This is a genomic window from Micromonospora sonneratiae (assembly GCF_042679305.1).
Lineage (GTDB): Bacteria > Actinomycetota > Actinomycetes > Mycobacteriales > Micromonosporaceae > Micromonospora_H > Micromonospora_H sonneratiae.
On the sequence record NZ_JBHTMP010000058.1, the window covers coordinates 17,641 to 41,174 of the forward strand.

23 protein-coding genes are annotated in these 23,534 nt (G+C 68.6%); 10 read left to right on the forward strand and 13 right to left on the reverse strand.

Annotation, left to right across the window (positions count from 1 at the left end):
- Nucleotides 1-24: 24 nt before the first annotated feature.
- From ACFQ4H_RS27285 to ACFQ4H_RS27305, 5 genes are all read right to left on the reverse strand, one after another.
- A complete protein-coding gene (locus ACFQ4H_RS27285) occupies nt 25-900 on the reverse strand; it encodes an ABC transporter ATP-binding protein (RefSeq protein ID WP_377576013.1) in 876 nt (291 codons plus the stop codon).
- Nucleotides 893-1,933, reverse strand: coding sequence for an ABC transporter ATP-binding protein (locus ACFQ4H_RS27290; protein ID WP_377576016.1), 1,041 nt, complete (start codon nt 1,931-1,933; stop codon nt 893-895). The genes ACFQ4H_RS27285 and ACFQ4H_RS27290 overlap by 8 nt, the downstream gene beginning before the upstream one ends.
- Nucleotides 1,930-2,823 carry an ABC transporter permease gene (locus ACFQ4H_RS27295; RefSeq protein WP_377576018.1) on the reverse strand — a complete coding sequence of 298 codons (894 nt, stop codon included), beginning with the start codon at nt 2,821-2,823 and terminating at the stop codon, nt 1,930-1,932. The genes ACFQ4H_RS27290 and ACFQ4H_RS27295 overlap by 4 nt, the downstream gene beginning before the upstream one ends.
- The gene (locus ACFQ4H_RS27300) at nt 2,820-3,743 is read right to left on the reverse strand and encodes an ABC transporter permease (RefSeq protein WP_357704010.1); all 924 of its coding nucleotides are present in this window, start codon (nt 3,741-3,743) and stop codon (nt 2,820-2,822) included. Before ACFQ4H_RS27300 ends, ACFQ4H_RS27295 begins: the two co-directional genes overlap by 4 nt.
- Nucleotides 3,744-4,084: 341 nt before the next feature.
- Nucleotides 4,085-5,155, reverse strand: coding sequence for a zinc-dependent alcohol dehydrogenase (locus ACFQ4H_RS27305; RefSeq protein ID WP_377576021.1), 1,071 nt, complete (start codon nt 5,153-5,155; stop codon nt 4,085-4,087).
- Between the two features lie 205 nt (nt 5,156-5,360).
- Between ACFQ4H_RS27305 and ACFQ4H_RS27310 the strand changes: the two genes are divergently transcribed.
- From ACFQ4H_RS27310 to ACFQ4H_RS27320, 3 genes are read left to right on the forward strand one after another with little or no spacing between them, the layout of a single operon-like run.
- Nucleotides 5,361-6,269 carry an AraC family transcriptional regulator gene (locus tag ACFQ4H_RS27310; RefSeq protein WP_377576023.1) on the forward strand — a complete coding sequence of 303 codons (909 nt, stop codon included), beginning with the start codon at nt 5,361-5,363 and terminating at the stop codon, nt 6,267-6,269.
- A complete protein-coding gene (locus tag ACFQ4H_RS27315; protein WP_377576026.1) occupies nt 6,266-6,412 on the forward strand; it encodes a hypothetical protein in 147 nt (48 codons plus the stop codon). Before ACFQ4H_RS27310 ends, ACFQ4H_RS27315 begins: the two co-directional genes overlap by 4 nt.
- Nucleotides 6,412-7,329 (forward strand): carbohydrate kinase family protein, encoded by a 918-nt coding sequence (locus ACFQ4H_RS27320; RefSeq protein WP_377576070.1) that lies wholly within the window; start codon nt 6,412-6,414, stop codon nt 7,327-7,329. The genes ACFQ4H_RS27315 and ACFQ4H_RS27320 overlap by 1 nt, the downstream gene beginning before the upstream one ends.
- 419 nt (nt 7,330-7,748) lie before the next feature.
- Here ACFQ4H_RS27320 and ACFQ4H_RS27325 read toward each other — a convergent pair whose 3' ends face one another.
- The gene (locus ACFQ4H_RS27325; RefSeq protein ID WP_377576029.1) at nt 7,749-7,994 is read right to left on the reverse strand and encodes a DUF2249 domain-containing protein; all 246 of its coding nucleotides are present in this window, start codon (nt 7,992-7,994) and stop codon (nt 7,749-7,751) included.
- Nucleotides 7,995-8,368: 374 nt separating this feature from the next.
- Here ACFQ4H_RS27325 and ACFQ4H_RS27330 point away from each other — a divergent pair, with 374 nt between their 5' ends.
- From ACFQ4H_RS27330 to ACFQ4H_RS27340, 3 genes are all read left to right on the forward strand, one after another.
- On the forward strand, nt 8,369-10,846 hold the full coding sequence (locus tag ACFQ4H_RS27330; protein WP_377576032.1) for a nitric-oxide reductase large subunit: 2,478 nt from the start codon (nt 8,369-8,371) through the stop codon (nt 10,844-10,846).
- Nucleotides 10,843-11,217, forward strand: coding sequence for a hypothetical protein (locus tag ACFQ4H_RS27335; RefSeq protein ID WP_377576035.1), 375 nt, complete (start codon nt 10,843-10,845; stop codon nt 11,215-11,217). Before ACFQ4H_RS27330 ends, ACFQ4H_RS27335 begins: the two co-directional genes overlap by 4 nt.
- A gap of 205 nt (nt 11,218-11,422) precedes the next feature.
- A complete protein-coding gene (locus ACFQ4H_RS27340; protein ID WP_377576037.1) occupies nt 11,423-12,148 on the forward strand; it encodes a helix-turn-helix transcriptional regulator in 726 nt (241 codons plus the stop codon).
- A gap of 50 nt (nt 12,149-12,198) precedes the next feature.
- Here ACFQ4H_RS27340 and aspS read toward each other — a convergent pair whose 3' ends face one another.
- On the reverse strand, nt 12,199-13,485 hold the full coding sequence (gene aspS, locus ACFQ4H_RS27345; RefSeq protein ID WP_377576040.1) for an aspartate--tRNA(Asn) ligase: 1,287 nt from the start codon (nt 13,483-13,485) through the stop codon (nt 12,199-12,201).
- A gap of 334 nt (nt 13,486-13,819) precedes the next feature.
- Nucleotides 13,820-14,518 carry a hypothetical protein gene (locus tag ACFQ4H_RS27350; RefSeq protein WP_377576043.1) on the reverse strand — a complete coding sequence of 233 codons (699 nt, stop codon included), beginning with the start codon at nt 14,516-14,518 and terminating at the stop codon, nt 13,820-13,822.
- Between the two features lie 188 nt (nt 14,519-14,706).
- On the opposite strand from ACFQ4H_RS27350, the gene ACFQ4H_RS27355 reads away from it, so the two are divergent.
- Entirely contained in the window at nt 14,707-15,315 is a 609-nt protein-coding gene (locus ACFQ4H_RS27355) for a 4'-phosphopantetheinyl transferase family protein (RefSeq protein WP_377576045.1), read from the forward strand.
- A 74-nt stretch (nt 15,316-15,389) separates the two neighbouring features.
- Here ACFQ4H_RS27355 and ACFQ4H_RS27360 read toward each other — a convergent pair whose 3' ends face one another.
- From ACFQ4H_RS27360 to ACFQ4H_RS27375, 4 genes are all read right to left on the reverse strand, one after another.
- Nucleotides 15,390-16,388, reverse strand: a complete 999-nt coding sequence (locus tag ACFQ4H_RS27360) for a beta-ketoacyl-ACP synthase 3 (protein ID WP_377576047.1) — start codon at nt 16,386-16,388, stop codon at nt 15,390-15,392.
- A gap of 51 nt (nt 16,389-16,439) precedes the next feature.
- A complete protein-coding gene (locus tag ACFQ4H_RS27365; protein WP_377576050.1) occupies nt 16,440-17,627 on the reverse strand; it encodes an aminotransferase class I/II-fold pyridoxal phosphate-dependent enzyme in 1,188 nt (395 codons plus the stop codon).
- A 27-nt stretch (nt 17,628-17,654) separates the two neighbouring features.
- Nucleotides 17,655-17,909 (reverse strand): acyl carrier protein, encoded by a 255-nt coding sequence (locus tag ACFQ4H_RS27370; protein WP_377576053.1) that lies wholly within the window; start codon nt 17,907-17,909, stop codon nt 17,655-17,657.
- 78 nt (nt 17,910-17,987) lie between these two features.
- Nucleotides 17,988-18,971, reverse strand: coding sequence for a DMT family transporter (locus ACFQ4H_RS27375; protein ID WP_377576055.1), 984 nt, complete (start codon nt 18,969-18,971; stop codon nt 17,988-17,990).
- A 318-nt stretch (nt 18,972-19,289) separates the two neighbouring features.
- Here ACFQ4H_RS27375 and ACFQ4H_RS27380 point away from each other — a divergent pair, with 318 nt between their 5' ends.
- From ACFQ4H_RS27380 to ACFQ4H_RS27390, 3 genes are all read left to right on the forward strand, one after another.
- The gene (locus ACFQ4H_RS27380) at nt 19,290-20,291 is read left to right on the forward strand and encodes a LysR family transcriptional regulator (RefSeq protein WP_377576058.1); all 1,002 of its coding nucleotides are present in this window, start codon (nt 19,290-19,292) and stop codon (nt 20,289-20,291) included.
- A gap of 100 nt (nt 20,292-20,391) precedes the next feature.
- The gene (gene lipA, locus ACFQ4H_RS27385; RefSeq protein WP_377576061.1) at nt 20,392-21,339 is read left to right on the forward strand and encodes a lipoyl synthase; all 948 of its coding nucleotides are present in this window, start codon (nt 20,392-20,394) and stop codon (nt 21,337-21,339) included.
- A 197-nt stretch (nt 21,340-21,536) separates the two neighbouring features.
- Complete coding sequence (locus ACFQ4H_RS27390; protein WP_377576064.1) at nt 21,537-23,027, forward strand: NAD(P)/FAD-dependent oxidoreductase; 1,491 nt, start codon at nt 21,537-21,539, stop codon at nt 23,025-23,027.
- 93 nt (nt 23,028-23,120) lie between these two features.
- Here the strand turns inward: ACFQ4H_RS27390 and ACFQ4H_RS27395 are convergent.
- Nucleotides 23,121-23,534: helix-turn-helix domain-containing protein (locus ACFQ4H_RS27395; RefSeq protein WP_377576067.1), on the reverse strand; the 414-nt coding region annotated here is incomplete at its 5' end.

Consider the following 23,534-nt stretch of genomic DNA (forward strand, 5'->3'; position numbering starts at 1 on the left):
TGCTTCTCCTTAGTGAATATGCCTTTACTTCTGACCGACCTGGGCTGGGGGTTCGCCGGTGGGGTGACGGCCTTGGTGGGCCCGCTCCAGCCATGGGCGCACGACTGGCACGGCGGCCAGTAGTGCTCTGGTGTATTCGTGTTGGGGATGTTCGAAGATCTCGCGCGCATTACCCTGTTCCACGACGTGGCCGTGGTGCAGGACGAGTACGCGGTCGCAGAGGTGCTCGACGACGGACAGGTCGTGCGAGATGAAGAGGTAGGCCAGTCCGAGTTCTTCCTGCAGGTCGTCGAGCAGGTTCAGCACCTGCGCCTGGACGGACACGTCGAGCGCGGAGACCGGCTCGTCGCAGATGATCACTTTGGGCCGCAGGGCGAGCGCTCGGGCGATCCCGATGCGCTGTCGCTGGCCGCCGGAGAACTGGTGGGGATAGCGATCCGAGTAGTCGGGGTTGAGACCGACGCGATCCATCAGCTTCTTGACCTCGGCCGTCCACTGGTCGCGCGGCACGATGTCGCGGTGCACCCGCCATCCCTCGGCGATCAGGTCGCGGACCGTCAGCCGGGGGTTCAGCGAGGCGTACGGGTCCTGGAAGACCATCTGCATGTCACGTCGGACGGACTTCAGCTGCTTTCGCGAGTAGCCGGTGATGTTCCGTCCTTCGAACTCGATCACGCCGTCGTCCGGCTTCACCAGGCCGATCACCGCGCGCGCGACCGTCGACTTGCCGGAGCCTGACTCGCCGACGAGCCCGACCGTCTCGCCCGGGTTGATGTCGAAGGTCACGTCGCTGACGGCGACGTTCGCACCGATCTGACGCTGTAGCAGCGACGACCGGATCGGGTAGGCGACCTTCAGGTGCGCTACGCGCAGCAGCGGGGCGGACTCGGTCTCAGCCATGAGTCAGCACCTCCTCGGAAACGTGGCACGCGGCCTCGTGGCCGGCTGGCCACGTCGTCGGTGTGCGCAGTACCGGCACCTGCTCCCGGCACAGGTCAGCCGCGAACGGGCACCGCGGGTTGAAGGCGCAACCGCTCGGCAGGTCCAGGAGGTTCGGTGGTGACCCGACGATGGGCTTCAGCCGTCCCCCGATGCTCGTCTGGCTCGGGATCGACTCGAGCAAACCCTTGGTGTACGGGTGCGCCGGGTGGTCGTACATGTCCCGCACCGTGCCGGTCTCCACGATCCGACCGGCGTACATGATGGCCGCGCGGGTGGCCACGTCGGCGACCACTCCGAGGTCGTGGCTGATCAGGATCATCGCCATGCCGGTCTCCGCCTGGAGGTCGGCGAGGAGCGACAGGACCTGCTTCTGGACGGTGACGTCCAGCGCCGTCGTCGGCTCGTCCGCAATGAGCAGCTTCGGCCCGAGCGCGATCGCCATCGCAATCATGATCCGTTGCCGCTGGCCCCCGGAGAACTGATGTGGGTAGTCGCGGATCCGGGTCTCGGCATCGGGGATGCCGACGCGCTTGAGCAGTTCCAGGCTCTTCGCCCAGGCCTCCCGGCGACCCATCCCGAGGCGGCGCCGGAACGGCTCCGCGAGTTGGGCGCCCACGCGGAACACCGGGTTCAGCGAGCTCAGCGGGTCCTGGAAGATCATGGCGATCTCCGTACCGCACAGTTCGCGCACCGCAGGGACGCGCTCGGCAGCCAGGTCGCGTCCGCCGTAGAGGATCCTGCCACCGACGATCGAGCCGGCCGGCTTCGGCAGCAGCGCCATGATCGACTGGGCGATGGTCGACTTGCCGCAGCCGGACTCGCCGAGGACGGCGAGCGTCTCGCCGGCCCGGACCTCGAAGCTGACGTTGTGAAGTGCGCGGGCCACACCCGCCGCGGTGGAGAACTCCACCGTCAGGTCCTGCACGCTCAGCAGGGGCGCGTCCGTGGGCGCGGCGGACGGGGCGCTGCCCGGTTGGGTCTTCGTCATCATGCGCTCCGCAGCCTGGGGTCGAACTTGTCTCGCAGGGCGTCGCCGAGGATCCCGAAGGCCAGCATGAGGATGACCAGCACGATGCCGGGAAGGGTCGAGATCCACCAGGCGGTCGAGAGGTACTGCGTGCCGTTGTAGATCGTGCTGCCCAGGCTCGGAGTGCCGAGCGGCACGCCCACACCGAGGAACGACAGCGACGCCTCGGTGAGGATCACCTGGGCGAACTGGGTGGTCGCCACCACGATGACGGGCGCCATGCAACCCGGCAGCAGCGTACGGAACATCAGGTGCCAGTTGCCGGCACCCAGGGTGCGGGCCGCCTCGACGTACTCCCGGTTCTTCAGCCCGAGGACCTGGCTGCGGGCCACCCGGGCGAACACGACCCAGTTCGAGATCGACAGCACGATGATGATGTTCCCGACGCCCTGGCCGAGCACCGAGGCGACGAGGATCGCCAGCAGGATGGACGGGAACGCGAGCTGGATGTCCGCGATGCGCATGAGCGCCGCGTCGAGCCAGCCACCGAAGTGTCCGGCCAGCAACCCCAGCAGAACCCCGATGACGCCCGAGATGACGAGCGTCGCCACACCGACGAGGAGCGAGACACGGGCGCCGGCCATGATCTGCGCGAAGAGGTCCGAGCCGATCTGGTCGGTGCCCAGGATCGCGGTGCCGCCCGCCGACGTCACCGTCCCCGGCGGCTTCAGCCGGGACAGGAGGTCTGCCTGCAGAGGGTCGTACTGGTAGAGGAGCGGAACCACGATGGCACCGACGACGATCAGGCCGATGACGACCAACGGCACGACGATGCGGACGGTGACGCCCCGGCGGGCCCGGCGGGCGCGCCGCATCGTCGCGTTGACGGCGGGGGCGGGTGCGGTGGCGGTCACTTTGCGAGCCTCACTCGTGGGTCGAGGAACCCGTAGGTCAGGTCCACTACGAGGTTGATGAACACAAAGACGGCTGCGATCACGAGGACACAGGCCTGCGCGACGTTGTAGTCCCGCTCCTGCAGGGACGTGACGAGCAGCCGGCCGATGCCCGGGAACGTGAAGACGGTCTCGGTGACGGCCGCACCGCCGAGCAGCGTGCCGAACTGCAGGCCCACGATCGTGACAACGGGGATCGCGGCGTTCCGGATGGCATGCGGGAAGATCACGATCCGTTCCGACAAGCCCTTCGCCCGCGCCGTCTGGATGTAGCCCTCGCCCATCACCTCGAGCAGACCGTTGCGGATCATCCGGGTCAGCACCGAGACGAACGGCAGCGCCAGCACGATCGTGGGCAGGATCAGGTTCTTCCAGTTGTCGAGGCCGACGCTGGGCAGCCACTTCAGCTCCCGCGAGAAGACCAGCAGCAGTACGACGCCGATCCAGAAGTTGGGCAGCGCCTGGGTGAACAGCGACCCGGTGGTCACGGTCCGGTCGACCGGACCGTTCACCCGCAGCGAGGCCAGCAGCCCGAGGGGGAAGCTGAGCACCAGGGCGAGGACGCAGGCCAGGACGGCGAGGAGGGCGGTGTTGGGCAGCACCTGCACGATCAGGTCCATCGCCGGGACCCGCTGCTGGAACGAGTCGCCGAAGTCGCCGGTCGCGGCGCCGCCGAGGAACTTCCCGTACTGCACGAGTATCGACTCGTCGAGCCCCAGTTTCTGGCGCAGCGCGGCGAGCTGCTCGGGGGACGCGTCAGAGCCGGCGATGAGCAGGGCCGGGTCAGCCGGGACGAGCCGGACGATGACGAAGACCGCGGTGGCCACGCCCCAGAGCACGAAGACGGCGAGCACCAGACGCCGGATCACGTAGCCGAGCACTACTCACCACCTCTTCCTCGAAATCCGGACCGATCCCGAACCCGCCGGACGTCCCTGACCCCGGGTCTCGTCGCCCGCGCAACCCCGGTCGTCGTGACTGGACCTGAGCGCTGGATTGACAACGGTGTCACGGCCGGAACAGTAGCCGACCGCATGCCGCAGCAAAAGCACTGATGCTGAACTGAGATATTGCCTTGACTCGAGGCCGGCACGTCGGGGGGCCCGGTCATGACAGCGATGTCATGCGTCTAGCCTCTCCGGTTATGGAGCGATCCCGGGACCGTCTGGTTGCCGTTGAGTGCCGCCGTCACGGTGTCCAACACGGTGACGGCGGCCACCCCCTACCCCCGGTGCGTCGCGAGTCCACTACGCGGTGTCACGAGAATCTTGCCCACGCTGCCGTTGGCCGCAGCCGCAAAGGCCGCGGCGGCCTCCTCGACCGGAAAAACGGTGCTGACGATCTGTTCGCTGGGAAGTCCCCCGGCCGCAGCAATCGCGATCGCGGTCTGCATGTCCACAGCGGTGTAGTTGGCGCAGCCCTGGATGCGCATTTCCCAGTCCTGCACCTCCGGCAGCGGCACGTTTCCCACCCGCGGCGGCACACCGACGACGAGCAGCGTCCCCGCACGCCGCAGCACGTCGAATGCCTGACGGATCGACGCCTCCGTGGCGACGCAGTCGAACACCACGTCCGCGTGCCCGCCGTCGTACGCCCGGCGGACCGCCGTGGCGAACTGCGGATCGGCGGCGTCCACGGCCGCGTCGGCGCCGAGCTTCAGCGCTCGCTCGCGCTTGGCGGGCTCGAGGTCGGTGACGACGATGGTGGCGGCGCCCGCCGCACGGGCCGCGACGACGCAGAGCATCCCGACCGTGCCGGCGCCGAGAACGGTGACGTTCGCGCCGTGCAGGTCGCCGGCGATCCGGGCCGCGTGCACGGGCGTGGCGAGGCACTCGACCAGCGCGGCGTCGAGGTCCGAGACTCCGTCGGGCACCGGAATGATGTTGCGCCCGGGGGCGACGATGTAGGCGGCCATGCCACCGGCAAGCTTGCCCGAGGAGTCACACCCGATCCAGGCAAGCTGCTGGCAGGCGTTGATGCGGCCAGCCCGGCAGTTGACGCACTCGCCGCACTCGACGTTCGGCCTGACGACGACCCGCTGGCCGACGAGGGACGGGTCCGCCCCCGCGCCGACGCGGTCGACGACGCCGCACAGCTCATGCCCGGGCAGGTACGGCGGGTGCAGGAACGGGTGATGACCCGCGATGGCATGCGTGTCCGAGCCGCAGATGCCCGCATAGGTCACCGCCACTCGCACCTGCTCTGGTCCGACGTCCGGGACGGGCGAGTCGACGACCGTCACGTCGTTCAGTCCCGCCACCCGCACCTGGCGCATCGTCGCGCTCGTTCCCACGGCTCCGCCTTCAGTCCCTCGCACTACCAGGGCTTTCGACCCTGGTCCCGGTCCTCGTTTCTCGGGCTGGGCACCACTCTCCAGCGGGCGGGCCGGCCAGGGTACGACTTCGCAAACCGAGTTCTGATACTTTCTTGCGGGCATCGGCGGTCAGATCGGGTCCGTCGTGCCAGATGGGACCAGGGCACCGGATGGAATGGGCCAAATGTCCGAAAATAGCACCGCAACCATCGCCAAGGCGAAGCTCCGTCGTCCCGCGTCCCGCGAAGTAATCACGCTGGACGGCACCTCGTCGTTTCGGTTCTACGTGCACGACGAGCCCCACCCGTTCGCCTCGTGGAACTACCACCCCGAGTACGAGGTGCATCTGATCCTCAGGTCATCGGGCCGCTTCATCCTCGGCGACGTCATCAGTTCCTACGATCCCGGTCAGCTCATGCTGATCGGCCCGAACCTGCCGCACTCCTGGATCGCCGACCGGGAACCCGACGAGCACCTGACGGACGCCCACGCCGTACTCCACTTCACCGACGGCTGGATAAGGGCATGCCAGGCGGCGATGCCGGAGCTGCGGGTGCTCGACTCCCTCCTGCGGCGCTCCGGCCGGGGGATGGAGTTCCACGGCGCGGCCCGCACCCGCGCCACGGAGGCACTCCTCGCGATCCGAGACGCCGCCGAGGGCGCGGAGCGTGTTGTCCGGGCCCTGGACCTCCTGCGAATCCTCGCCGAGGCGTCACTCGAGGACGCGACGCCCGTCGTACGAGCCTGGGTGCCCCAGTTCGACGACGGAGGTCCATCCGAACCCATGAGCCGCGCGATCGACTACATATTCGAGAACCTCGCCACCGGCGTGCGACTCCACGACGCCGCCAGGATCGCGACGATGAGCGACTCGGCGTTCTCTCGATACTTCAAGGCGCGCAGCGGCCAGAAGTTCACCGACATGGTGCGCCAGTTGCGTCTGACACAGGCCTGTCACCTGCTGAAGAGCACCGACAAGCCGATCACGACGATTGCGACGATCGTCGGCTACTCAAATCTGTCCAACTTCAACCGGCAGTTCCTCCGGACCTACGGCAAGACGCCACGTCAGCAAAGAGCGGAGTCACAATGACAGCAGACCCGAAGGTGAATGGGCTGACGAGGAAACGGCTCGCAAGCGCTGTGCTCGAGTTGCGGCCAGTCATGGCCTTCCCACACGCGACCGACCTGCTCGAACACGGTGGCGCGGACGCGCTGATCGGAGACCTGCGGTGATGCCGTACGCGGTGGTTCTGGGTGAGGCACTGGTCGATCTCTTCGAGGTCGAGGTTGCCGGCGAGCGGGTCTTCCGGCCGATGGTCGGCGGCGCGCCCCTCAATGTGGCCTGCGGGATCGCGCGGCTCGGAGCCGAGGCCAGGTTCGTCGGTTCGCTGGGCTCCGACGCGTTCGGCGACCGGATCCGCGCCCTGCTCACCGAGCAGGGTGTCGATCACACCGGCTGCGTCAGCGTCGACGTGCCGACCACACTCGCGGTGACGAGCCTGCATGGGGCGGAGCCGGAGTTCGCCTTCTACGGCAACCCACCCTCGTACGGGTTGCTCGACCCGGTGGACCTCGATGTGATCGCCGGGGCCGGGACGCTCTACTGCGGGTCGATCGCCCTGCTGCAGCCGACGACCCTGGCCGCGGCGAAGGCCGCGTGGGCGACCCCGGGTCCGTTGCGCACCATCGACCCGAACGTACGGCCCGACCTGCTCGACGACCCCACGGCGCTGCGGGCGACCGTCGAGTGGTTCGCGTCCACCGCCGACCTCGTAAAGCTCAGCGAGCCGGACGCGCGACTACTCTTCGGCCTCGACGCCACCGCCGCAGCGAAGCACCTGCTCAGCCTCGGCGCGGGAGCCGTGGTGGTGACCCTCGGCGCGCGGGGCGCGCTCGGTTTCGTCGACGGCGCCGAGTTCTCGGTTACTCCCCCGCCCGTCGACGCGATCGACGCAACCGGCGCCGGGGACGCGACCATGGCGGCGCTGAACTTCGCCCTTCTCACCGGTGGCCTACCGGCAACCGAGGAGCAGTGGCGCAGCGTCGTCGCGTTCGCCGTCCGCGCGGGCTCGCTGGCCTGCGAAACCAGGGGCGGTGCCACCGCGATGCCGCCCCTGTCCCGGCTACAGGAACCCGCCGCCGCAAGCTGACCAGGACGGGGAGGGAACACCCCAGTCCGTACGTTGTGGAACATCCGCGCAGGGTGCCATGCGCGGATGTTCTGACGGCGGAGGTGGATGATGCCCGCGCTTGCCCTGCGCAAGCTGAAGGACGTCGCGGTGGTCGTCAGGGCGGCCCGCGAGGACCGGGGCCTAAGCCGGAGTGAGCTGGCTGGGCGCCTCGCATTCTCGCGGGACTGCCCGATCGACCCCGAGTCCGGCAGGCGCCAAGGTCGCACCTCCAGCCTGACGATGCGGGGTGGGCCAGCTTCACCGGCATGGTGGAGTACAAGGCCGCCCGGTACGGGCCGTTCGCCCGGGTGGACCGGTTCTTCCCGTCCACCCGGACGCCGCGTGTTCCACACACGGCGTGGAAGGGAATCCCCGCCCTTCGGGGCGGAGAGAGGATGTCAATCGCTGGCGACAGGACGTCCGATCCGTACCCGCCAGGTGCTCGGCCCCGCCTCCAGGTAGTCCCAGCTGAACTGTCCCGCGTGCTCGGCCGCGAACTGGTAGTAGAGCGGCTTCGGATCGTGGTCGTTGACGAGCACGAACGCCTCCCCCAGTCGCAGTGCGGCGTAGGTGCTGAAGATCAGGTCGTGACGCCTCGCGGGAACCTCGGTACGGACGTCGAGCTGTCGGTCCTCATTGGCCATGGCGGATCTCCTCGATTCCCTCCGGTGCCCGTCGACCGGGGACTGGCAACCGGGTGGTGCTGGTACGGCGGCCAGGGTCGGCCCTTCGATCATTGTTTACACGAAGAAGTCTCGTGAAAACAAGCCGAGACCATCACGCCGCCACGGGACCCAATGGCCGCCACCCACACCGGACACTTCTCCCCCTGCCTGGCATTTCGCCAGCTAACAGCCGGCCGCCACCACCCTGCCACCGACTCGCCAACCGATCGAAAAATGAGGGTTGTCACAAGCCGGTTTGTTATTACTACAATCCATCGTAGTCTACGGCTGCCCTGCTGACATCCGGGCCGCGCGAACAGCACCCGCAGCCCGGCGCACGCCGAGGAGGACGTATGGCGAAATCGGCCACCCCACCGCCACCCCGGAATTCCCCGGACCAAGCCACACCACCGGCCGAGCCCCCCGGCACCAAGCGACCGCGCATCATCGGCCGAGGTTGGGTGCAGGCGGCGATCCTGGTCACGCTCGGTGGCTTCTTCGTCCTCGGATTCCTGGCCATCCGCACCTACCAGGCTCAGCCGCCGATCCCCGAGCAGGTGGTCACCGCGGACGGGAAGGTCCTGTTCACCGGCGAGGACATCCGGCAGGGACAGGAGACGTTCCTGCGCAACGGCCTCATGCAGTACGGCTCCATCTACGGCCACGGTGCCTACCTGGGGCCCGACTTCACCGCGGACTACCTACACCGCGCCGCCACGATCGTGCAGGACCAGTACGGCGGTCCCGAGGCCGGACACGCCCGTACCGTCGAGGACTTCCGAACCAACCGGTACGACGACGCCACCGGCACACTGCCGTGGAGCGACGCACAGGCGTTGGCGTTCAACCAGTTGACCGCCCACTACGCCGAGTTGCTCGGCTCCCCCGAAGGCAAGCAGGGGCTACGCCCCAACGCAATCACCGATCCGGCGGAGATCCACGACCTGACGGCGTACTTCGGCTGGTCGGCCTGGACGGCTGCGGCCCTGCGCCCCGGCGAGACGTACTCCTACACCAACAACTGGCCGTCGGAGCCACTGGTCGACAACGAGCCGACCGGGCACACCGTACTGTGGAGCGCACTTTCGTTGATCTTCCTGTTGGTCGGTGTCGGCGCGCTCTTCGCCGCCTTCGGCCGCTGGAACTTCCTCGGCTGGCACGGCCGCGACCAGCGACAACTGCGCTTCCACTCACCCCGTGACGTACAACTGACCCCGGGGCAGCGGGCCACCGCCTGGTTCTTCCTCATCATGTCCGGGCTGTTCCTGGCCCAGACCCTGCTCGGTTCGGCCACCCAGCACTACCGGGCGGACCTGCAGTCGTTCTTCGGTTTCCCGCTCGACGAATGGTTGCCGTACAACCTGACCCGCACCTGGCACGTCCAGCTGTCGATCTTCTGGGTGGTCGCCTCCTTCCTCGCGATCGCCATCTTCCTGGCACCGCTGATCAGCCGGGGCTGGGAGCCCCGCCGGCAGGCGCTGCTGACCCGGCTGCTGCTCGGCGCGCTCGTCGTGGTCGTCGTCGGCAGCCTGCTCGGCGAGTTCGCCGGCATGCGCGGTTGGCTGGGGCCGCTGTGGAGCTACTTCGGCAACCAGGGCTGGGAGTACCTCGACCTCGGCCGGGTCTGGCAGGTGCTACTCACCCTCGGCATGGTCATCTGGGTGGGGATCCTGTTCCGTGGGCTGCGCAAGCGCCTGCGCACCGAGCACATGGCCAACATGCCGTGGCTGTTCTTCCTCGCCGCCCTCGCCCTGCCCGCGTTCTACGCCGTGGGGCTGCTGGCCCGTACCGACTCCAGCTTCGTCACCGCCGACTTCTGGCGGTTCATCGTGGTGCACCTGTGGGTCGAGGACTTCATGGAGTTGTTCACCACGGCCACGGTCGCCTACCTGTTCGTGCTGCTCGGCGTCGTACGCGAGCGGGTGGCCCTGGCAGTGATCTACCTGGACATCGTCCTGTACGGCGCCGGCGGCGTCATCGGCACCATGCACCACCTGTACTTCTCGGGTGAGCCGGCCGAGCACCTCGCCCTCGGTTCCGTCTTCTCGGCCCTCGAGGTGGTGCCGCTGCTCTTCCTGACCGTCGAGGCGTGGAGCTTCCTGCAGCTCGGTGCCCGGCGGCACAGCCCGTCGAAGACGCCGTTCCCGCATCGCTGGGCGGTGATGTTCCTGGCCGCGGTCGGGTTCTGGAACTTCCTCGGTGCCGGCGTGTTCGGCTTCCTGATCAACCTGCCGATCGTCTCGTACTACGAGATGGGCACCGGGCTGACCGCCAACCACGCACACGCCGCGATGATGGGCGTGTACGGCATGCTGGCCGTCGGCTTCGCCATGTTCGCGCTGCGCTACTTCATCCCCGAGGAACGCTGGTCGGACCGGCTGGCGGCGATCTCCTTCTGGTCGCTCAACCTGGGCCTGGCGTGGATGTCGTTCGCCACGCTGCTGCCCGCCGGGGCGCTGCAGCTGTACGAGGTGCTCGAAGCCGGGTATGCCGACGCCCGCAGCCTCGGCTATCTGCAGGGCGGCACGAACGTGTTCCTGGAGTGGATGCGGCTGCCCGGTGACGTGGTGTTCATCGCCGGCGGGGTGCTGCCCCTGCTGTGGATGACCTGGCAGGGCGTCCGATACCGGAGCAAGCAGACGCGGTCGCCCGAGGAGCCGGCACAGGTCCTGCTGTTCACCGAGGTCGTCGAGGAGGACGGCAACGGCCCGGACACCGACCACCTCGTCGGTGCCGACACCGACGGCAGCTCCGACCGGGACGGCGGTGGGTCCGGCGGCCTGGCCGACACGCCCCCGAAGGCCCACCCCGCCCAGCGGACCGCACCGTGAGCGGCGAGGCAGGCTTCGCCGCCGGGTACGCCCTGGTGCTACTCGCCGTAGTGGGGGCGCTGGAGGCGTACGGGCGGCAGTCGACCAGCGCGTGGGCGTCCCGGGTGTTCGCCGGCTACCGCCGCGCGGTGCCCGATGCGCCGCAGCCGGCCGAACCGGACGACTGGCCGCATTCGGAGGTGGGCCGGTTCCACCGGGTGCTCTCGCTGTCGGTCTCGGCCGTCGCGGTCGTACTGCTGGTGGCGGAACTGGTCCGTCACCACCGGCCGGTGGAGATCGCTGTCCTGGTGGCGGTCGCAGTCCCGCACTGCCTGCTGCTCGGCCGGTTGGCCCGGCGCCTACGCCGGATGTCGATCCCCCCACCCAGCTGACTCCCACCCGGTGGCCCCACCACCCCCTTCGTCCTGATGCCTGCCGACCCCGGCCCGGGTCGGCAGGCATCAGGCTATGCCCGGCTGGTCGTCGACAGCGCCGTTCCGTACCGCGAACACCGCGCACCCCGAACACCTGCGCGCTCGACCGACTTGAATCGATCGACGGTAGTTTATACCAACAGCTCTGGAGTAAAATGCCCTCATGGACAGGGGGCAGTGGGTCGACAAGCGTACCGGGACACCCCTTGGCGAGCGCCGTACACAGGTCCTCGACCTGCTTCGGGCAGCGCAGGCACCACTGGGCGTACAGGAGATCGCCGAACGTACCGGACTACACCTCAACACGGCCCGGTTCCACCTGGACGGGCTCGTCGAGGCCGGCCTGGCCGAACGCGAGGCCGAAAACCGTGAGCAGCCCGGCCGCCCGAGGGTGGTCTACCGCGCCGTGGCGGTCGACCCGGGCACCGGCGCCCGCAGCTACCGACTGCTGGCCGAGATCCTCACCGTGATCGCGGCCCGGGCCACGCCCGATCCGTCGGGCACCGCAGTCGAGGCCGGGCGGGCGTGGGGGCACTACCTCACCGAACGTCCCGCCCCGTTCCAGCGGATCACGAGTGACGACGCCGTCGACAGGCTGACCTCGGTGCTCACCGATATCGGGTTCAACCCGGCAGTGGTTCCGGCCGGAACGCAGCCACAGATACTGCTGCGGCACTGCCCGTTCCGGGAGATCGCCGAGCACAGCCGGGAGGTCGTCTGCGCCGTACACCTCGGGCTGATGCAGGGGGTGCTGGCCGAGCTCCGGGCACCGGTCACCGCCGACCGGCTCGAGCCCTTCGTCGAGCCCCGGTTGTGCCGGGCCCACCTGACCGTCGACGACCCGGCCGGCACCGACGGGGACAGCGAGGCCAACCGGCTCTCCGGTTAGGAGAGGCCCTTCTCGAACAGGCACGACAAGAAGGGCCCCTCCTTTCGTCATCAGGGGGTCAGGCGGTGCAGGTCGCGGGGGAAGGCGGTCACCTCACGGACGTTGGCTGCACCGGTGAGCCGGGCGACGAAGCGTTCCAGCCCGATGGCGAACCCGCCGTGCGGCGGCATCCCGTGCCGGAACGCATCCACGTACGACGCGTACGGCTCCACCGGCTCGCCCCGGGCGGCCAGCGCCGCCAGGTAGTCAGCGTGCCGGTGCAGCCGCTGGCCGCCGGTGACCAGCTCCACGCCCCGGAACAGCAGGTCGAAGCCGTTGGAGTACGCCGGCCGGTCCGGGTCCGGATGGGTGTAGAACGGCCGTTTGACCATCGGGTATCCGGTGACGAACAGGAAGTCCGAACCGTGCTCGGCCCGGGCCCACTCCCCCAGTGCCCGCTCGTCGGCCGGCGCGAGGTCCGGCTCGTCGGGTGCCGCACCGGCGATGGCCAGTGCCTCGGTGAAGTGCACGGCCGGAATCCGGGCCGGTACGGTCGGCAACTCGACGCCGAGCGTGGCCAACTCGGGTGCGGTCCGCTTCGCCACCGTGGCCAGCATCCCGGCCAGCACCTCGCGCAGCATCGCCATCACGTCGCGGTGGTCGGTGCCGAAGCCGAACTCGACGTCGAGGGAGGTGTACTGGGCCAGATGTCGGGTGGTGTCGTGTGGTTCCGCCCGGAACACCGGTCCGACCTCGTAGACCCGTTCGAGCACCCCGACCATCAGCTGCTTGTAGAACTGGGGTGACTGGGCCAGGAAGGCCGGCGTGCCGAAGTAGTCGATGGCGAAGACGTTCGCCCCGCTCTCCGTCGCCGAGGCCACGATCTTCGGAGTGTGGATCTCGGTGAAGCCGAGCCCGTCGAGGGTGGCCCGGAAGCCGGCGACCGCCGCAGCCGAGATCCGCAGGGCGGCGCTGCGGGTGCGATGACGCAGGGCCACCGACGCGTGGTCGAGCTGCGTCGGCAGGGCCGCCGTCAACGCCGGGCGGTACAGGTCGAACGGTGGTGGCACGGCCGGCTCACCGAGCAACCGTACGGTGGGCTCGGTCACCTCGACACCGGCGGGCGCGGCGGGATTGGCGACGACCGTACCGACGATCTCGACGACGGTCTCCTCGGTCAACGTGGCGAGCCGGGTCCGGGTGTACGGGTCGGTGACCACCACCTGGGCCAGCCCGCCGGCGTCCCGCAGGATCAGGAACGCCACCGACTTGAGCAGCCGGCGACGGTGCACCCAGCCAGCCAGCGTCACCGTCTCGCCGACATGTTCGGGCAGGGTCTTGGAAAGGATGCGTTGCATGGGGCGTACCTCCTCGTCGAATCGCAACGCGATCCCGGGAGGTGCGGGCGAGCGGGTCCTCGCGGTACCACCGCACCTTCGTGTCCGGCCGTCGGCCGGGCACCTCATTCGTCGCCCGATCACGGGGGCCGGCCGGCGGGGTCTAGTCAGCGCCGAAACGCCGTTCTTCCCGCAGCTCGGGAGGGTCTTCACGGGCCGGTGCCAGGCCACCTTCACAGCTACCGGTGGCTCTCTGTGCTGGCGGTGCGGCGCGCTACTCGGCTCCGTCATCGCTGTTGCCAGCCACGGTAGCAGCGAACCACCGACGCCGAAACCGAATAGGGCCCGTCGATGATCAGGCGTGGTAGGGCTCGTCGGTGTGGCTCACCTCAACCAGCCGGCTGCCACTGATCCGCATGATCGCGGTACGCCGGACGTTCACCACCGCCGTCGGAGCGTCCGGCGTCCGGGTCAGGTAGACCACGGTCGCCTGCCGGGTCGAACTGTTGATCCGGATGGACTGGACCGGGGTCCGGTCACCCAACGCCTTGGTGGCGACGAGCCTGGGACGACCGGCGTCACTGGTCCACGCAACGACGGTGAAGAAGTTTCCCGTGCCGCCGGTGTTGATCTTGATTACGCCAATCGCGTCGGACACCCCGTCCCCGTTGAGGTCACCGAGGCCGCACTGGTCCTGCAGCTCGATCTGGGTGCCGTCCTCGGCCGACCAGAGGCCGCCGGCAAGCCGAATCGAGTCGAACGGGTAGTCCTCCAGTTGGACCGCCGCGTTCTCCACCTCGGCGTCGGCGATCGACGCACAGCTCAATGGCTTGCCGACGGGCCGGCTGGTGGACGGCTTCTTCGTGGTCCCCACGGACGGTGTCGCGGCTGGCGCGGTGGCCTCGACGGTGGGTGGCGCGGACTCACGCGTTCCGAGACCGGCCTCGGTCGTCGGTGGTGCCGCGACGTCATCGCCGGATGAGCCGCCGCAGGCGCTCAGACCAACGACGGCAAAGGCCGCCATGGTGATCGCGGCCAACGTCCGTTGCCTCATCTGCCGCGCCTCTCCCGTTGACCGTCATCGACAAGTGCGCAAGATGCTAGCAACGGCCGGCACGGCAATCCGTGAACGATCAGGTTCCCGACGTTTGCTGGCCGGGCCGACTACTGCCCGATAGTGAGCCTCGTCGCGAGGTCGATCCGGGGTGGCGGGACGGACACCCACCGTGATGGACTTCGATGATGATCGATGTATTGTTGAGCGTGACGCAGGATGCCCACACCCTGGCCCGGCAGGCTGCGGCGCGCCTCGCCGACGCGCCCCTGGCCGAGGTCGGCGTCGACCGCGAACCGGACGGCCGTCCCGTCCTGACCGGTGCCGGCGCGGGGCTGGAGGTGTCGATCAGCCACTCGCACGGGATCGCGGTCGTCGCCGTGACGGCCGAGGGGCCCATCGGGGTCGATGTCGAGCAGGTACGCGACCTGCCATCGGTCGAGTTGGCCGCCCGATGGTTCGCGCCGCAGGAGGCCGCCTGGGTGGCCCGCCACCCGGACGACTTCCTCCTGCTCTGGACGCAGAAGGAGGCGACCGGCAAGGCGTACGGTCGAGGGCTGCGGGACGGCGGGCTGCGCCGGCTCATGCCGTTGCCGCCCGCCGCCAACCAGCCCGCAGCACTCCCCCAGCCCGGCAGCTCGCCGGGGATCGTGCTCACCTCATGGTCGTACCGGGTGGTCACCCAGCCGGCGACGGAGGTGGTGATCTCGGTAGCGACGGTCGGTACACCGGTGGCCGGGCAGGTACGGGTCGACTTCCGCGACGTCAGCCGTACCACGTCGACTTCCGCGATGTGAGCCATGCCGCCGTCAGTGCCTCATCGGCCGTACCACCGGCCGTACCCGGGCCGGTCCCGCCGCGACCGGCCAGGTCAGTCGGGCAGCACCTTGACATCGGGCCAGACCAGCGCCGCCGCACCCCAGGTGGCACCCGCCCCGAAGGCGGGGGTCACCACCCGATGCCCCACGCCGAGCCGACCGGTCGTCACGCCGTGGTGCAGCGCCAGGGGTATGGACGCCGCCGCGGTGTTCCCCACGGCGTGCAGGTGCACGATCGCCGCCGACTCCGGCAGGCCGAGATGCTTCACCAACGACTGTAAGATCCGGACGTTGGCCTGATGCCCGACGACGCGGTCGACGTCGGACAGGTGCCACCCCACCTCGTCCACGGTCTGTCGGGTCACCGCCTCCATGTGCGAGACCGCCGCCACGAAGGTCGAGCGTCCCCGCATCCGGATATGGGCCGGTCGGTCGTCACCGGCGGCCCGCGCGCGGGCTCCACCACCGGCAACGGTGATCAGCTCGGCGAGCGCCCCGTCACTGTGGAGGTTCACCGCCCGTACCGCCCCGGGCTCGTCGGGGTCCCCGGCTCGGAGCACCACGGCACCCGCCCCGTCACCGAAGATCGGGCGGGTGTTCCGGTCCTCCGGATCCACCAGGGTGCTGAAGCTCTCCGCCCCCACCACCAGCACACTCTCCGCCAAGCCGGACAGCACCAGCGCCCGCCCCATCTGCAACCCGTACAGGAAACCGGAGCAGACCGCAGACAGGTCGAAGGCGGGAATGGTGCCGAGTCCCAACCGGGTGGCCACCTCCGGTCCGGTGGCCGGGCAGAGCCGGTCCGGGGTGGTGGTGGCAAGCAGCAGATAGTCGACCGTGCTCACCCCCGCGCTCGCCAGCGCCCGGCGGCCCGCCTCGACGGCGAGGTCACTGGTGCACATTCCCGCGCTGATGATGTGACGCCGGCCGATTCCGGTACGAGTCCTGATCCACTCGTCGGAGGTGTCGAGTTCAGCGGCAATGGTCTCGTTCGTGAGGGTGCCCGGCGGCACCCAGGCACCGAGGCCGGACAGGACCGCGGCTCTACGCATCTTGCTCCCCCGTTCTGTCGTCGCTCTAGAACTCCCCGTTCTGTCGTCGCTCTAGAAGCTGAACTCCCGGCTGGCCTCGACGATCAGCGCGACGAGGCGTTCACATTCCTCGGTGGTGTGGCCGGCGGTGATACCGATCCGGAGTCGTCCGGTGTTCTGCGGTACGTGCGGGTAGACGAAGGTGGCGGTGAAGACGCCGCGCTCCATCAGCCAGTTGGCGACGGCCACCGTCTTGTCCTCGTCGCGGACCAGCACCGGGACGATGTGGCTGCGGGTGTTCATCAGGTCCACGCCGGCGGCACGCAACCCGGTGAGCACCAGTTGGACGTTGGCGTCGAGGCGGCGACGCAGGTCCGCACCGGATTCCGCCAGCAGCCGCAGCGAGGCGAGGGTCGCCCCGGCCGCCGCCGGGGCCGAGCCGCGCGAACTCGTGTACGACGGGGCCATGTAACGCAGTTGACGTTCGAGTTCGGCGTTGGTCAGCACGAACCCGCCGGTGCTGCCGAGCGCCTTGCTCATCGTCGCGACCACCGCGTCGACCCGATCCAGCACACCGTAGTACTCGGCGACACCCAGGCCGTTCGGGCCGACCACGCCGAAGGAGTGCGCCTCGTCCACGACGATCCGCGCGTCGTACCGGTCGGCCAGGGCGGCGATCTGGTCCAGCGGTGCGAAGTCACCGTCGGCGCTGTAGAGACCGTCGACGATGACGATGCGCCGGCGTTTGTCGTCCGACCGTTGCAGCAGACTCTCCAGTTTGGCCATGTTGTTGTGCGGGAAGGTACGCACCTCGGCTCCGGAGAGCTGACTGCCCATGAAGATCGAGACATGGTCGGTTCGGTCGTTGATGATGACGTCGTCCTTCGAGGCCATGGCGGTGATCACGGCCAGGTTCGCCGCCATGCCGGAGGGGAAGAGGATGGCGGAGTCCAGCGGTGACATCGCCCGGAGCGTGGCCTCGACGTCGTGGTGCAGCCGGGTGTGCCCGCAGAGCAGTTGTGCTCCGTACGTGTTGGTGCCGTACCGCCGGACCGCGTCGATCGCGGCCTCCTTGAGTACGGGGTTCTGGGACAACCCCAGGTAGTCACAGGAGCCGAACATGGTCAGCGCGGGATACCGGTCGGTGGCGACGAGGTTGCCGTCGTTGGATTCGATCACTGGGAAGAACGGCGAGACGCCCGTCCGCTCCCACTCCTGGTACAGGTCTTGCAGCGCCGTGGTCCTGGTGTCGACGGTCATGGTCAAACCTTTCCGTTTGCTACCGGTTCAGAGCTTGTCGGAGATGGCGCGTAGCAGGTCGGCGACGGTCGTGTCCCGGTTGATCTCGAAGGTCTCGACCAGGTCCAACTCGACGCCCAACTGCCGCTCCAGGTTCATCAGGACCTCGGAGAAGGTCAGCGAGTCCATGTCGAGTTCGTTCAGCTTTCCGGCGAGGGTGACGTCCTCGTGGCCCGTCTCCTCTTCGATCTGCTTGGTGAGGAGTTCTTCGAGGGTGCCGAGATCCGTGGGCACAGTGGTCATGCGTGCTCTCCTTACTGAGATTCGGGCAGGGTGTGGCACGAGTGCGGCGCTGCACTCGTGGGAAGGAGGGGGTTCGGTCTAGCGGATGGACCGGTCGAGGGGGCGGTCCGCTGCGGGCGCCTTCTTCTCGCTGGCACCGCCGATGAGCCCCTGGCTGAGCATGATCCCCGCGATGACGATCACCGCACCGACCGGCTGGTTCCACGACAGGCTCTCGTCGAGCGCGATGATGCCCAGCGCGACCCCGACGAGAGGTGAGACGTAGGTGACGGTGGAAGCCGGGGTGGCACCCCACCGGTTCACGATGAGGGTGTTCCAGATGTAGGCGATGCCGCTGGCGAGGACGCCCAGCACCACCAGGCTGAGCACGATGCCGGTGTCGAAGCGCATCGGCGTGGCGATGAAGAACGGGGAGACGACCAGCATCATCCCGGCCGAGAGCGTGACCTGGACGGCGGCGACGGTCGCGGCGTCACAGTCGTACCTGCCGGTGACGAAGCGGCGTAGGTAGGTGAAGGCGAGCCCGTAGCTGGCCGTTCCGACGAGGCAGGCCAACTGGGCCAGGCCGGTGCCGGACAGTTCGTTCAGCTGCTGCAGCAACTGCCAGGGCGCCAGCACGATCAGGATGCCGACGGCACCGACGAGGATGCCGGCGGATCGTAGCGGTCCCATCTTCTCGGCGGGCAGCACCGCGACTCCGATCGCCATCGTCATCAGCGGCGTGGTCGCGTTGTAGATGCTGGACAGGCCGGAGGGGATGTGCTGGGCCGCCCAGGCGAAGAGCAGCAGCGGCAGTACGCAGAGCAGGAAACCGACGACGGCGAGGTGCCGGACGAGGGTGAGGTCGCGGGGCCAGCGGCGTCGGGTCACCAGCAGTATGAGGTTGAGGGTGACGGCACCGAGGACGAGTCGGCCGAGCACCAGTTGCTGCGGCGAGAGGCCGTTGACGGCGATCTTTATGGAGAAGAAGCTCGACCCCCAGGTCAGGGAGAGCGCCACGTAGGCGGCAAGCACGGCGAGACCCGAGCGCGATACCGAACGCAGCCCGACAGCTTTGGACATCGACTTCCCCCGTTGAACGTGGCTTTCTCACCGTGGGTACCCGAGTTCCCACGAGTGGTCATTGACGTGCTTCAACGTTCGCGGAAGAATCATGCGGTCCGCAAATTAGATCGACTCATGGACCCATGAGCGGTCTTTATCGTCGATGATCAGGGCTGAAGAAGGTTCGTGGGCTGTTTTCGGGTCTTCATGCGGCTGTTCACGAGGTCGAAGGACACCTGGTGGAACGGGTTGTCCGGTTGCCTCTGCCTGCCGATCGGCCCGAGCTCCACTCGCAGTGCGAGACCGGCGAGACGCCCCGAACGGTGAGGGGGAAACATGCCGGACGGAGCACGGGCGAGCGGGCGGTCCAGTGATCGACACCAGGGAGCGCAGCCGGCCGGTGACGCCCTGAAGATCACGGTGGCCCAACTGAGGGCCTTCGTCGCCGCTGTCGACTGCCGAGGGTTCGGGCGCGCGGCGACTGCACTGCGGGCCACCCAGCCCGCTGTCTCGCACGCGGTGACCAGCCTGGAACGCATCCTCGGCGCTCCGGTGCTCCGCCGCCACCCCGACGTGATACCGGCCCTGCTGGGTCACCAGCTGCTACCGCACGCACGGACCATCCTGTCCTCACTGCATGCGATGGCGGTCGTGGCCGAGAACCATGTCGACCGCTACACCGAGGTCGTCCGACTGGCCGCGCCCGCGACCGCCTGCCACTCGATGGTCCCCGGATGGGTCGCCAGTTGGCGGGAGTACCTGCCGGAGATCACCGTGAAGGTCTTCGAGGCGGACGACAGCGAGATGGTGCCCTGGCTGGAGGAGGACATCGTGGACGCCGCAGTGCTGATCAACCCCGACCCGTGGCCGGACGGGGGTGTGGTGGTGATGCGGGACGCCTACGAGGCCGTGGTCCACAAGGACCATCCGTACGCGGGCGAGCCGGCCATCTCCATCCACGACCTGCTCGACGACCCGGTGGTCGTCTCGACCGGGGGATGCTACGGCGACGTGATGCGAATCTGTCGCGAGGCGGACCGCAACTTCCGGCCCGCACACCGGGTACGCGAGTTGCGTGCACTACTCGGCATGGTCGCCGACCACGTCGGTGTGACGATCCTGCCTTCCCTGGGCAGACCGCTGCTCACCCCCAACCTCACCATGGTGCCGCTCGACCCGGTGGTGCGCCGGACCCTGGTCTTCACCGGCCCGACGGGGCGACCGTGGAACCCGGTCGTGACCGTACTGCGGGACCATCTCGGTCGGCAGCCGGCACCGAACTGGCATACGGCCGATCCGATGCCCGCAAACCTGGCGGAGCCGGAACCCAACCGGTGATGGTGGTGTGGCGGGACGTGAGCGGTGTCACGACCGGCAGCAGGGTGAGCCGTGTCGCCTCTGTTCATCGACCAGCGCCGTCAGGCGTACGCTCGGCACTGTGACGATTGCTCCCGAGGGTCGACGACTGCTGCGGATCGAGGCGCGCAACGCCGAGACACCGATCGAGCGCAAACCGCCGTGGATCAAGGTCAAGGCCAAGATGGGGCCCGAGTTCACCGAAATGCGCGGCCTGGTGTCCCGGGAGGGTCTGCACACGGTCTGCCAGGAGGCCGGCTGCCCCAACATCTACGAGTGCTGGGAGGACCGGGAGGCGACCTTCCTCATCGGTGGTGACCAGTGCACCCGCCGGTGCGACTTCTGCCAGATCGACACCGGCAAGCCCGCCGAGTTCGACGCCGACGAGCCGCGCCGGGTCGGTGAGTCGGTCGCCACGATGGGCCTGCGCTACGCGACCGTCACCGGCGTGGCCCGCGACGACCTGCCGGACGGCGGGGCCTGGCTCTACGCCGAGACGGTACGCCAGATCCACGCACTGCAGCCGGGCTGTGGGGTGGAGTTGCTGATCCCCGACTTCAACGGCGACCCCGCGCAGTTGGCCGAGGTGTTCGCCGCCCGGCCCGAGGTGCTCGCCCACAACGTGGAGACCGTGCCCCGCATCTTCAAGCGGATCCGCCCCGCGTTCCGCTACGAGCGCTCGCTCGACGTGATCACCCAGGCCCGCGCGGCCGGGCTGGTCACCAAGTCCAACCTGATCCTCGGCATGGGCGAGGAGCGCAGTGAGATCTCGCAGGCGCTACGGGACCTGCACGACGCCGGCTGCGAGTTGATCACCATCACGCAGTACCTGCGCCCCACTCCCCGGCACCACCCGGTGGAGCGCTGGGTCAAGCCGGAGGAGTTCGTGGAGTTGCGCGAGGAGGCCGAGCAGATCGGTTTCGCTGGCGTGATGAGCGGACCGCTGGTGCGTTCGTCGTACCGGGCGGGCCGGCTCTACCGGCAGGCGATCGACGCCCGTGAGGCGGCGGGGGTGGCGACCTCCCGATAGGGGGCAGCCGCCTGTCGTCCACTCATCCCGCCGGGAACATCACCGCGATCCCGCCGGGAGCATCACCAGCGTCGACACCGGGCACTGACAGCGGCGAATCGCCCATCAGGGTGGTACCCGTGCTAAATTCCGCCCGTCTGACGCTGGCGGTGCGGCAAGGTGTTGCCGACATTACCTCGAAGGTGATGAATTAAAGCATGACGATATCCCCCCACACCGTTGTCATCGGCGCCGGACCGGCTGGTCTGACCGCAGCGTACGAGCTCACCAAGCGCAACGCCACGGTCCAGGTCTTCGAAGCCGACGATGTGGTCGGGGGGATCAGTCGTACCGTCGAGCGGAACGGCTGGCGGTTCGACATCGGCGGGCACCGCTTCTTCACCAAGGTTTCCCAGGTCGAGGCGTTGTGGCACGAGATCCTGCCGGACGAGGACTTTCTGTTGCGGCCCCGGATGAGCCGGATCCACTACCGCGAGAAGTTCTTCGACTACCCGCTGAAGGCCGGCAACGCGCTGGGCAACCTGGGCATCGTCGAGGCGGTCCGGTGTGTCGGCTCCTACCTGTGGGCGCAGATCCGGCCGCCCAAGGACCAGAGCCACTTCGAGGGCTGGGTGACCGCGCGGTTCGGCAAGCGACTCTATTCGATCTTCTTCAAGACCTACAGCGAAAAGCTGTGGGGTATTCCGGCCAACGAATTGCAGGCCACCTGGGCGGCCCAGCGGATCAAGAACCTCTCGCTGTTCAACGCGGTGGTCAACGCCCTGATGCCGAAGCGCAACCAGAAGGACATCACCAGCCTGATCGAGGAGTTCCAATACCCCAAGTACGGGCCGGGCATGATGTGGGAACGGTGCACGGAGAAGGTCGCCAAGGCCGGCGGAGTCGTCACCATGAACACCTGGGCGAAGACCGTCCACCGGGCGGACGGGCGGGCGGTCGCGGTGACCGTGGCGGACGTCGACGGGGAACGCCGTGTCGAGGCCGACCACGTCGTGTCGACCATGCCGTTGTCGCAGCTCGTCCAGGCCATGGACCCGCCCGCACCGGAGCGGGTCCGCGCCGCCGCCGACCAGTTGCGCTACCGCGACTTCCTCACCGTGGCGCTGGTCGTCCCGCAGGAGGCCGGCTTCCCCGACAACTGGATCTACGTACACACGCCCGGGGTCAGGGTCGGCCGGATCCAGAACTTCGGCTCGTGGTCGCCGTACCTGGTGCAGGACGGCTACACCTGCCTGGGGTTGGAGTTCTTCGTCAACGAGGGTGACGACCTGTGGGATTCCACCGACGAGGATCTGATCGCCCTCGGCACCCGAGAACTCGAGCAGCTCAGCCTGGTCCGGCCGGGCGCGGTGAGTGCCGGCTTCGTGGTCCGGATGCCCAAGGCGTACCCGGTCTACGACGAGGGCTACGAGGACTCGGTCGACACCATCCGGCGCTGGCTGGCGGAGGCGGTGCCGAACGTGCACCCGGTCGGACGTAACGGCATGCACCGCTACAACAACCAGGACCACTCGATGCTCACCGCCATGCTCACCGTGGAGAACATCCTCGACGGGACCGGTCACGACGTCTGGCAGGTCAACGTCGAGGAGGAGTACCACGAGGAGAAGCGCCCCGGCCAGCAGGGCGCGGGCGAACACGGCACCGGCCGGGCCGCCCCGGTCCTGCCGAAGAAGGCCGTACGGTGACCGCCGCCGGCCTGCGGTGAGGTCCTGGGCCGTACGGTGAGTGAGCGCCGCCGGCATGCGGGTGGGCACCCGCCGGCTCGCTGCTCTCGCCGATCAGGCGGTCCGTCCGGTCCCCTCGGGCGCGTCGATCAGACCGAGGCGGTGTGCGACCGCCGCCGCCTCGACCCGGTTGGTGACGTCCAACTTGGCGATGATCCGGGACACGTGGACGCTGGCCGTCTTCGGCGAGATGAAGAGCTGCTCGGCGATCCGGCTGTTGCTGTGTCCCTCGGCCACCAGTCGCAGCACCTCCCGCTCCCGGCCGGTGAGCAGGTCCGGCCCGTCCCGTCCGGTGCCGGTCAGTCCGACCCGCCGGGCCAGGGTCGCCGCCTGCTCCCGCAGCAGTACCGCCCCCAGGTCGTCGGCGATGGCGGTGGCCTCCCTGATCGAGGCGGTGACCGTCGCCCGGTCGCCCGGTGCGGCGGCGGCACCGGCCAGACCGAGCAGTGCCCGCGCCAGTAGGTACGG

What these genes read in the sequence shown, in the direction of transcription:
- ACFQ4H_RS27330 (WP_377576032.1), top strand. Translation starts at nt 8,369, where the DNA reads ATGGCGAAATCGGCCACCCCACCGCCACCCCGGAATTCCCCGGACCAA.
- ACFQ4H_RS27365 (WP_377576050.1), bottom strand. Translation starts at nt 17,627, where the DNA reads ATGACCGTCGACACCAGGACCACGGCGCTGCAAGACCTGTACCAGGAG.
- ACFQ4H_RS27340 (WP_377576037.1), top strand. Translation starts at nt 11,423, where the DNA reads ATGGACAGGGGGCAGTGGGTCGACAAGCGTACCGGGACACCCCTTGGC.
- ACFQ4H_RS27350 (WP_377576043.1), bottom strand. Translation starts at nt 14,518, where the DNA reads ATGAGGCAACGGACGTTGGCCGCGATCACCATGGCGGCCTTTGCCGTC.
- ACFQ4H_RS27390 (WP_377576064.1), top strand. Translation starts at nt 21,537, where the DNA reads ATGACGATATCCCCCCACACCGTTGTCATCGGCGCCGGACCGGCTGGT.
- ACFQ4H_RS27290 (WP_377576016.1), bottom strand. Translation starts at nt 1,933, where the DNA reads ATGATGACGAAGACCCAACCGGGCAGCGCCCCGTCCGCCGCGCCCACG.
- ACFQ4H_RS27325 (WP_377576029.1), bottom strand. Translation starts at nt 7,994, where the DNA reads ATGGCCAATGAGGACCGACAGCTCGACGTCCGTACCGAGGTTCCCGCG.
- ACFQ4H_RS27355 (WP_377576045.1), top strand. Translation starts at nt 14,707, where the DNA reads ATGATCGATGTATTGTTGAGCGTGACGCAGGATGCCCACACCCTGGCC.
- ACFQ4H_RS27315 (WP_377576026.1), top strand. Translation starts at nt 6,266, where the DNA reads ATGACAGCAGACCCGAAGGTGAATGGGCTGACGAGGAAACGGCTCGCA.
- ACFQ4H_RS27380 (WP_377576058.1), top strand. Translation starts at nt 19,290, where the DNA reads ATGCCGGACGGAGCACGGGCGAGCGGGCGGTCCAGTGATCGACACCAG.
- aspS (WP_377576040.1), bottom strand. Translation starts at nt 13,485, where the DNA reads ATGCAACGCATCCTTTCCAAGACCCTGCCCGAACATGTCGGCGAGACG.
- ACFQ4H_RS27285 (WP_377576013.1), bottom strand. Translation starts at nt 900, where the DNA reads ATGGCTGAGACCGAGTCCGCCCCGCTGCTGCGCGTAGCGCACCTGAAG.
- ACFQ4H_RS27320 (WP_377576070.1), top strand. Translation starts at nt 6,412, where the DNA reads ATGCCGTACGCGGTGGTTCTGGGTGAGGCACTGGTCGATCTCTTCGAG.
- ACFQ4H_RS27375 (WP_377576055.1), bottom strand. Translation starts at nt 18,971, where the DNA reads ATGTCCAAAGCTGTCGGGCTGCGTTCGGTATCGCGCTCGGGTCTCGCC.
- ACFQ4H_RS27310 (WP_377576023.1), top strand. Translation starts at nt 5,361, where the DNA reads ATGTCCGAAAATAGCACCGCAACCATCGCCAAGGCGAAGCTCCGTCGT.
- ACFQ4H_RS27360 (WP_377576047.1), bottom strand. Translation starts at nt 16,388, where the DNA reads ATGCGTAGAGCCGCGGTCCTGTCCGGCCTCGGTGCCTGGGTGCCGCCG.
- ACFQ4H_RS27370 (WP_377576053.1), bottom strand. Translation starts at nt 17,909, where the DNA reads ATGACCACTGTGCCCACGGATCTCGGCACCCTCGAAGAACTCCTCACC.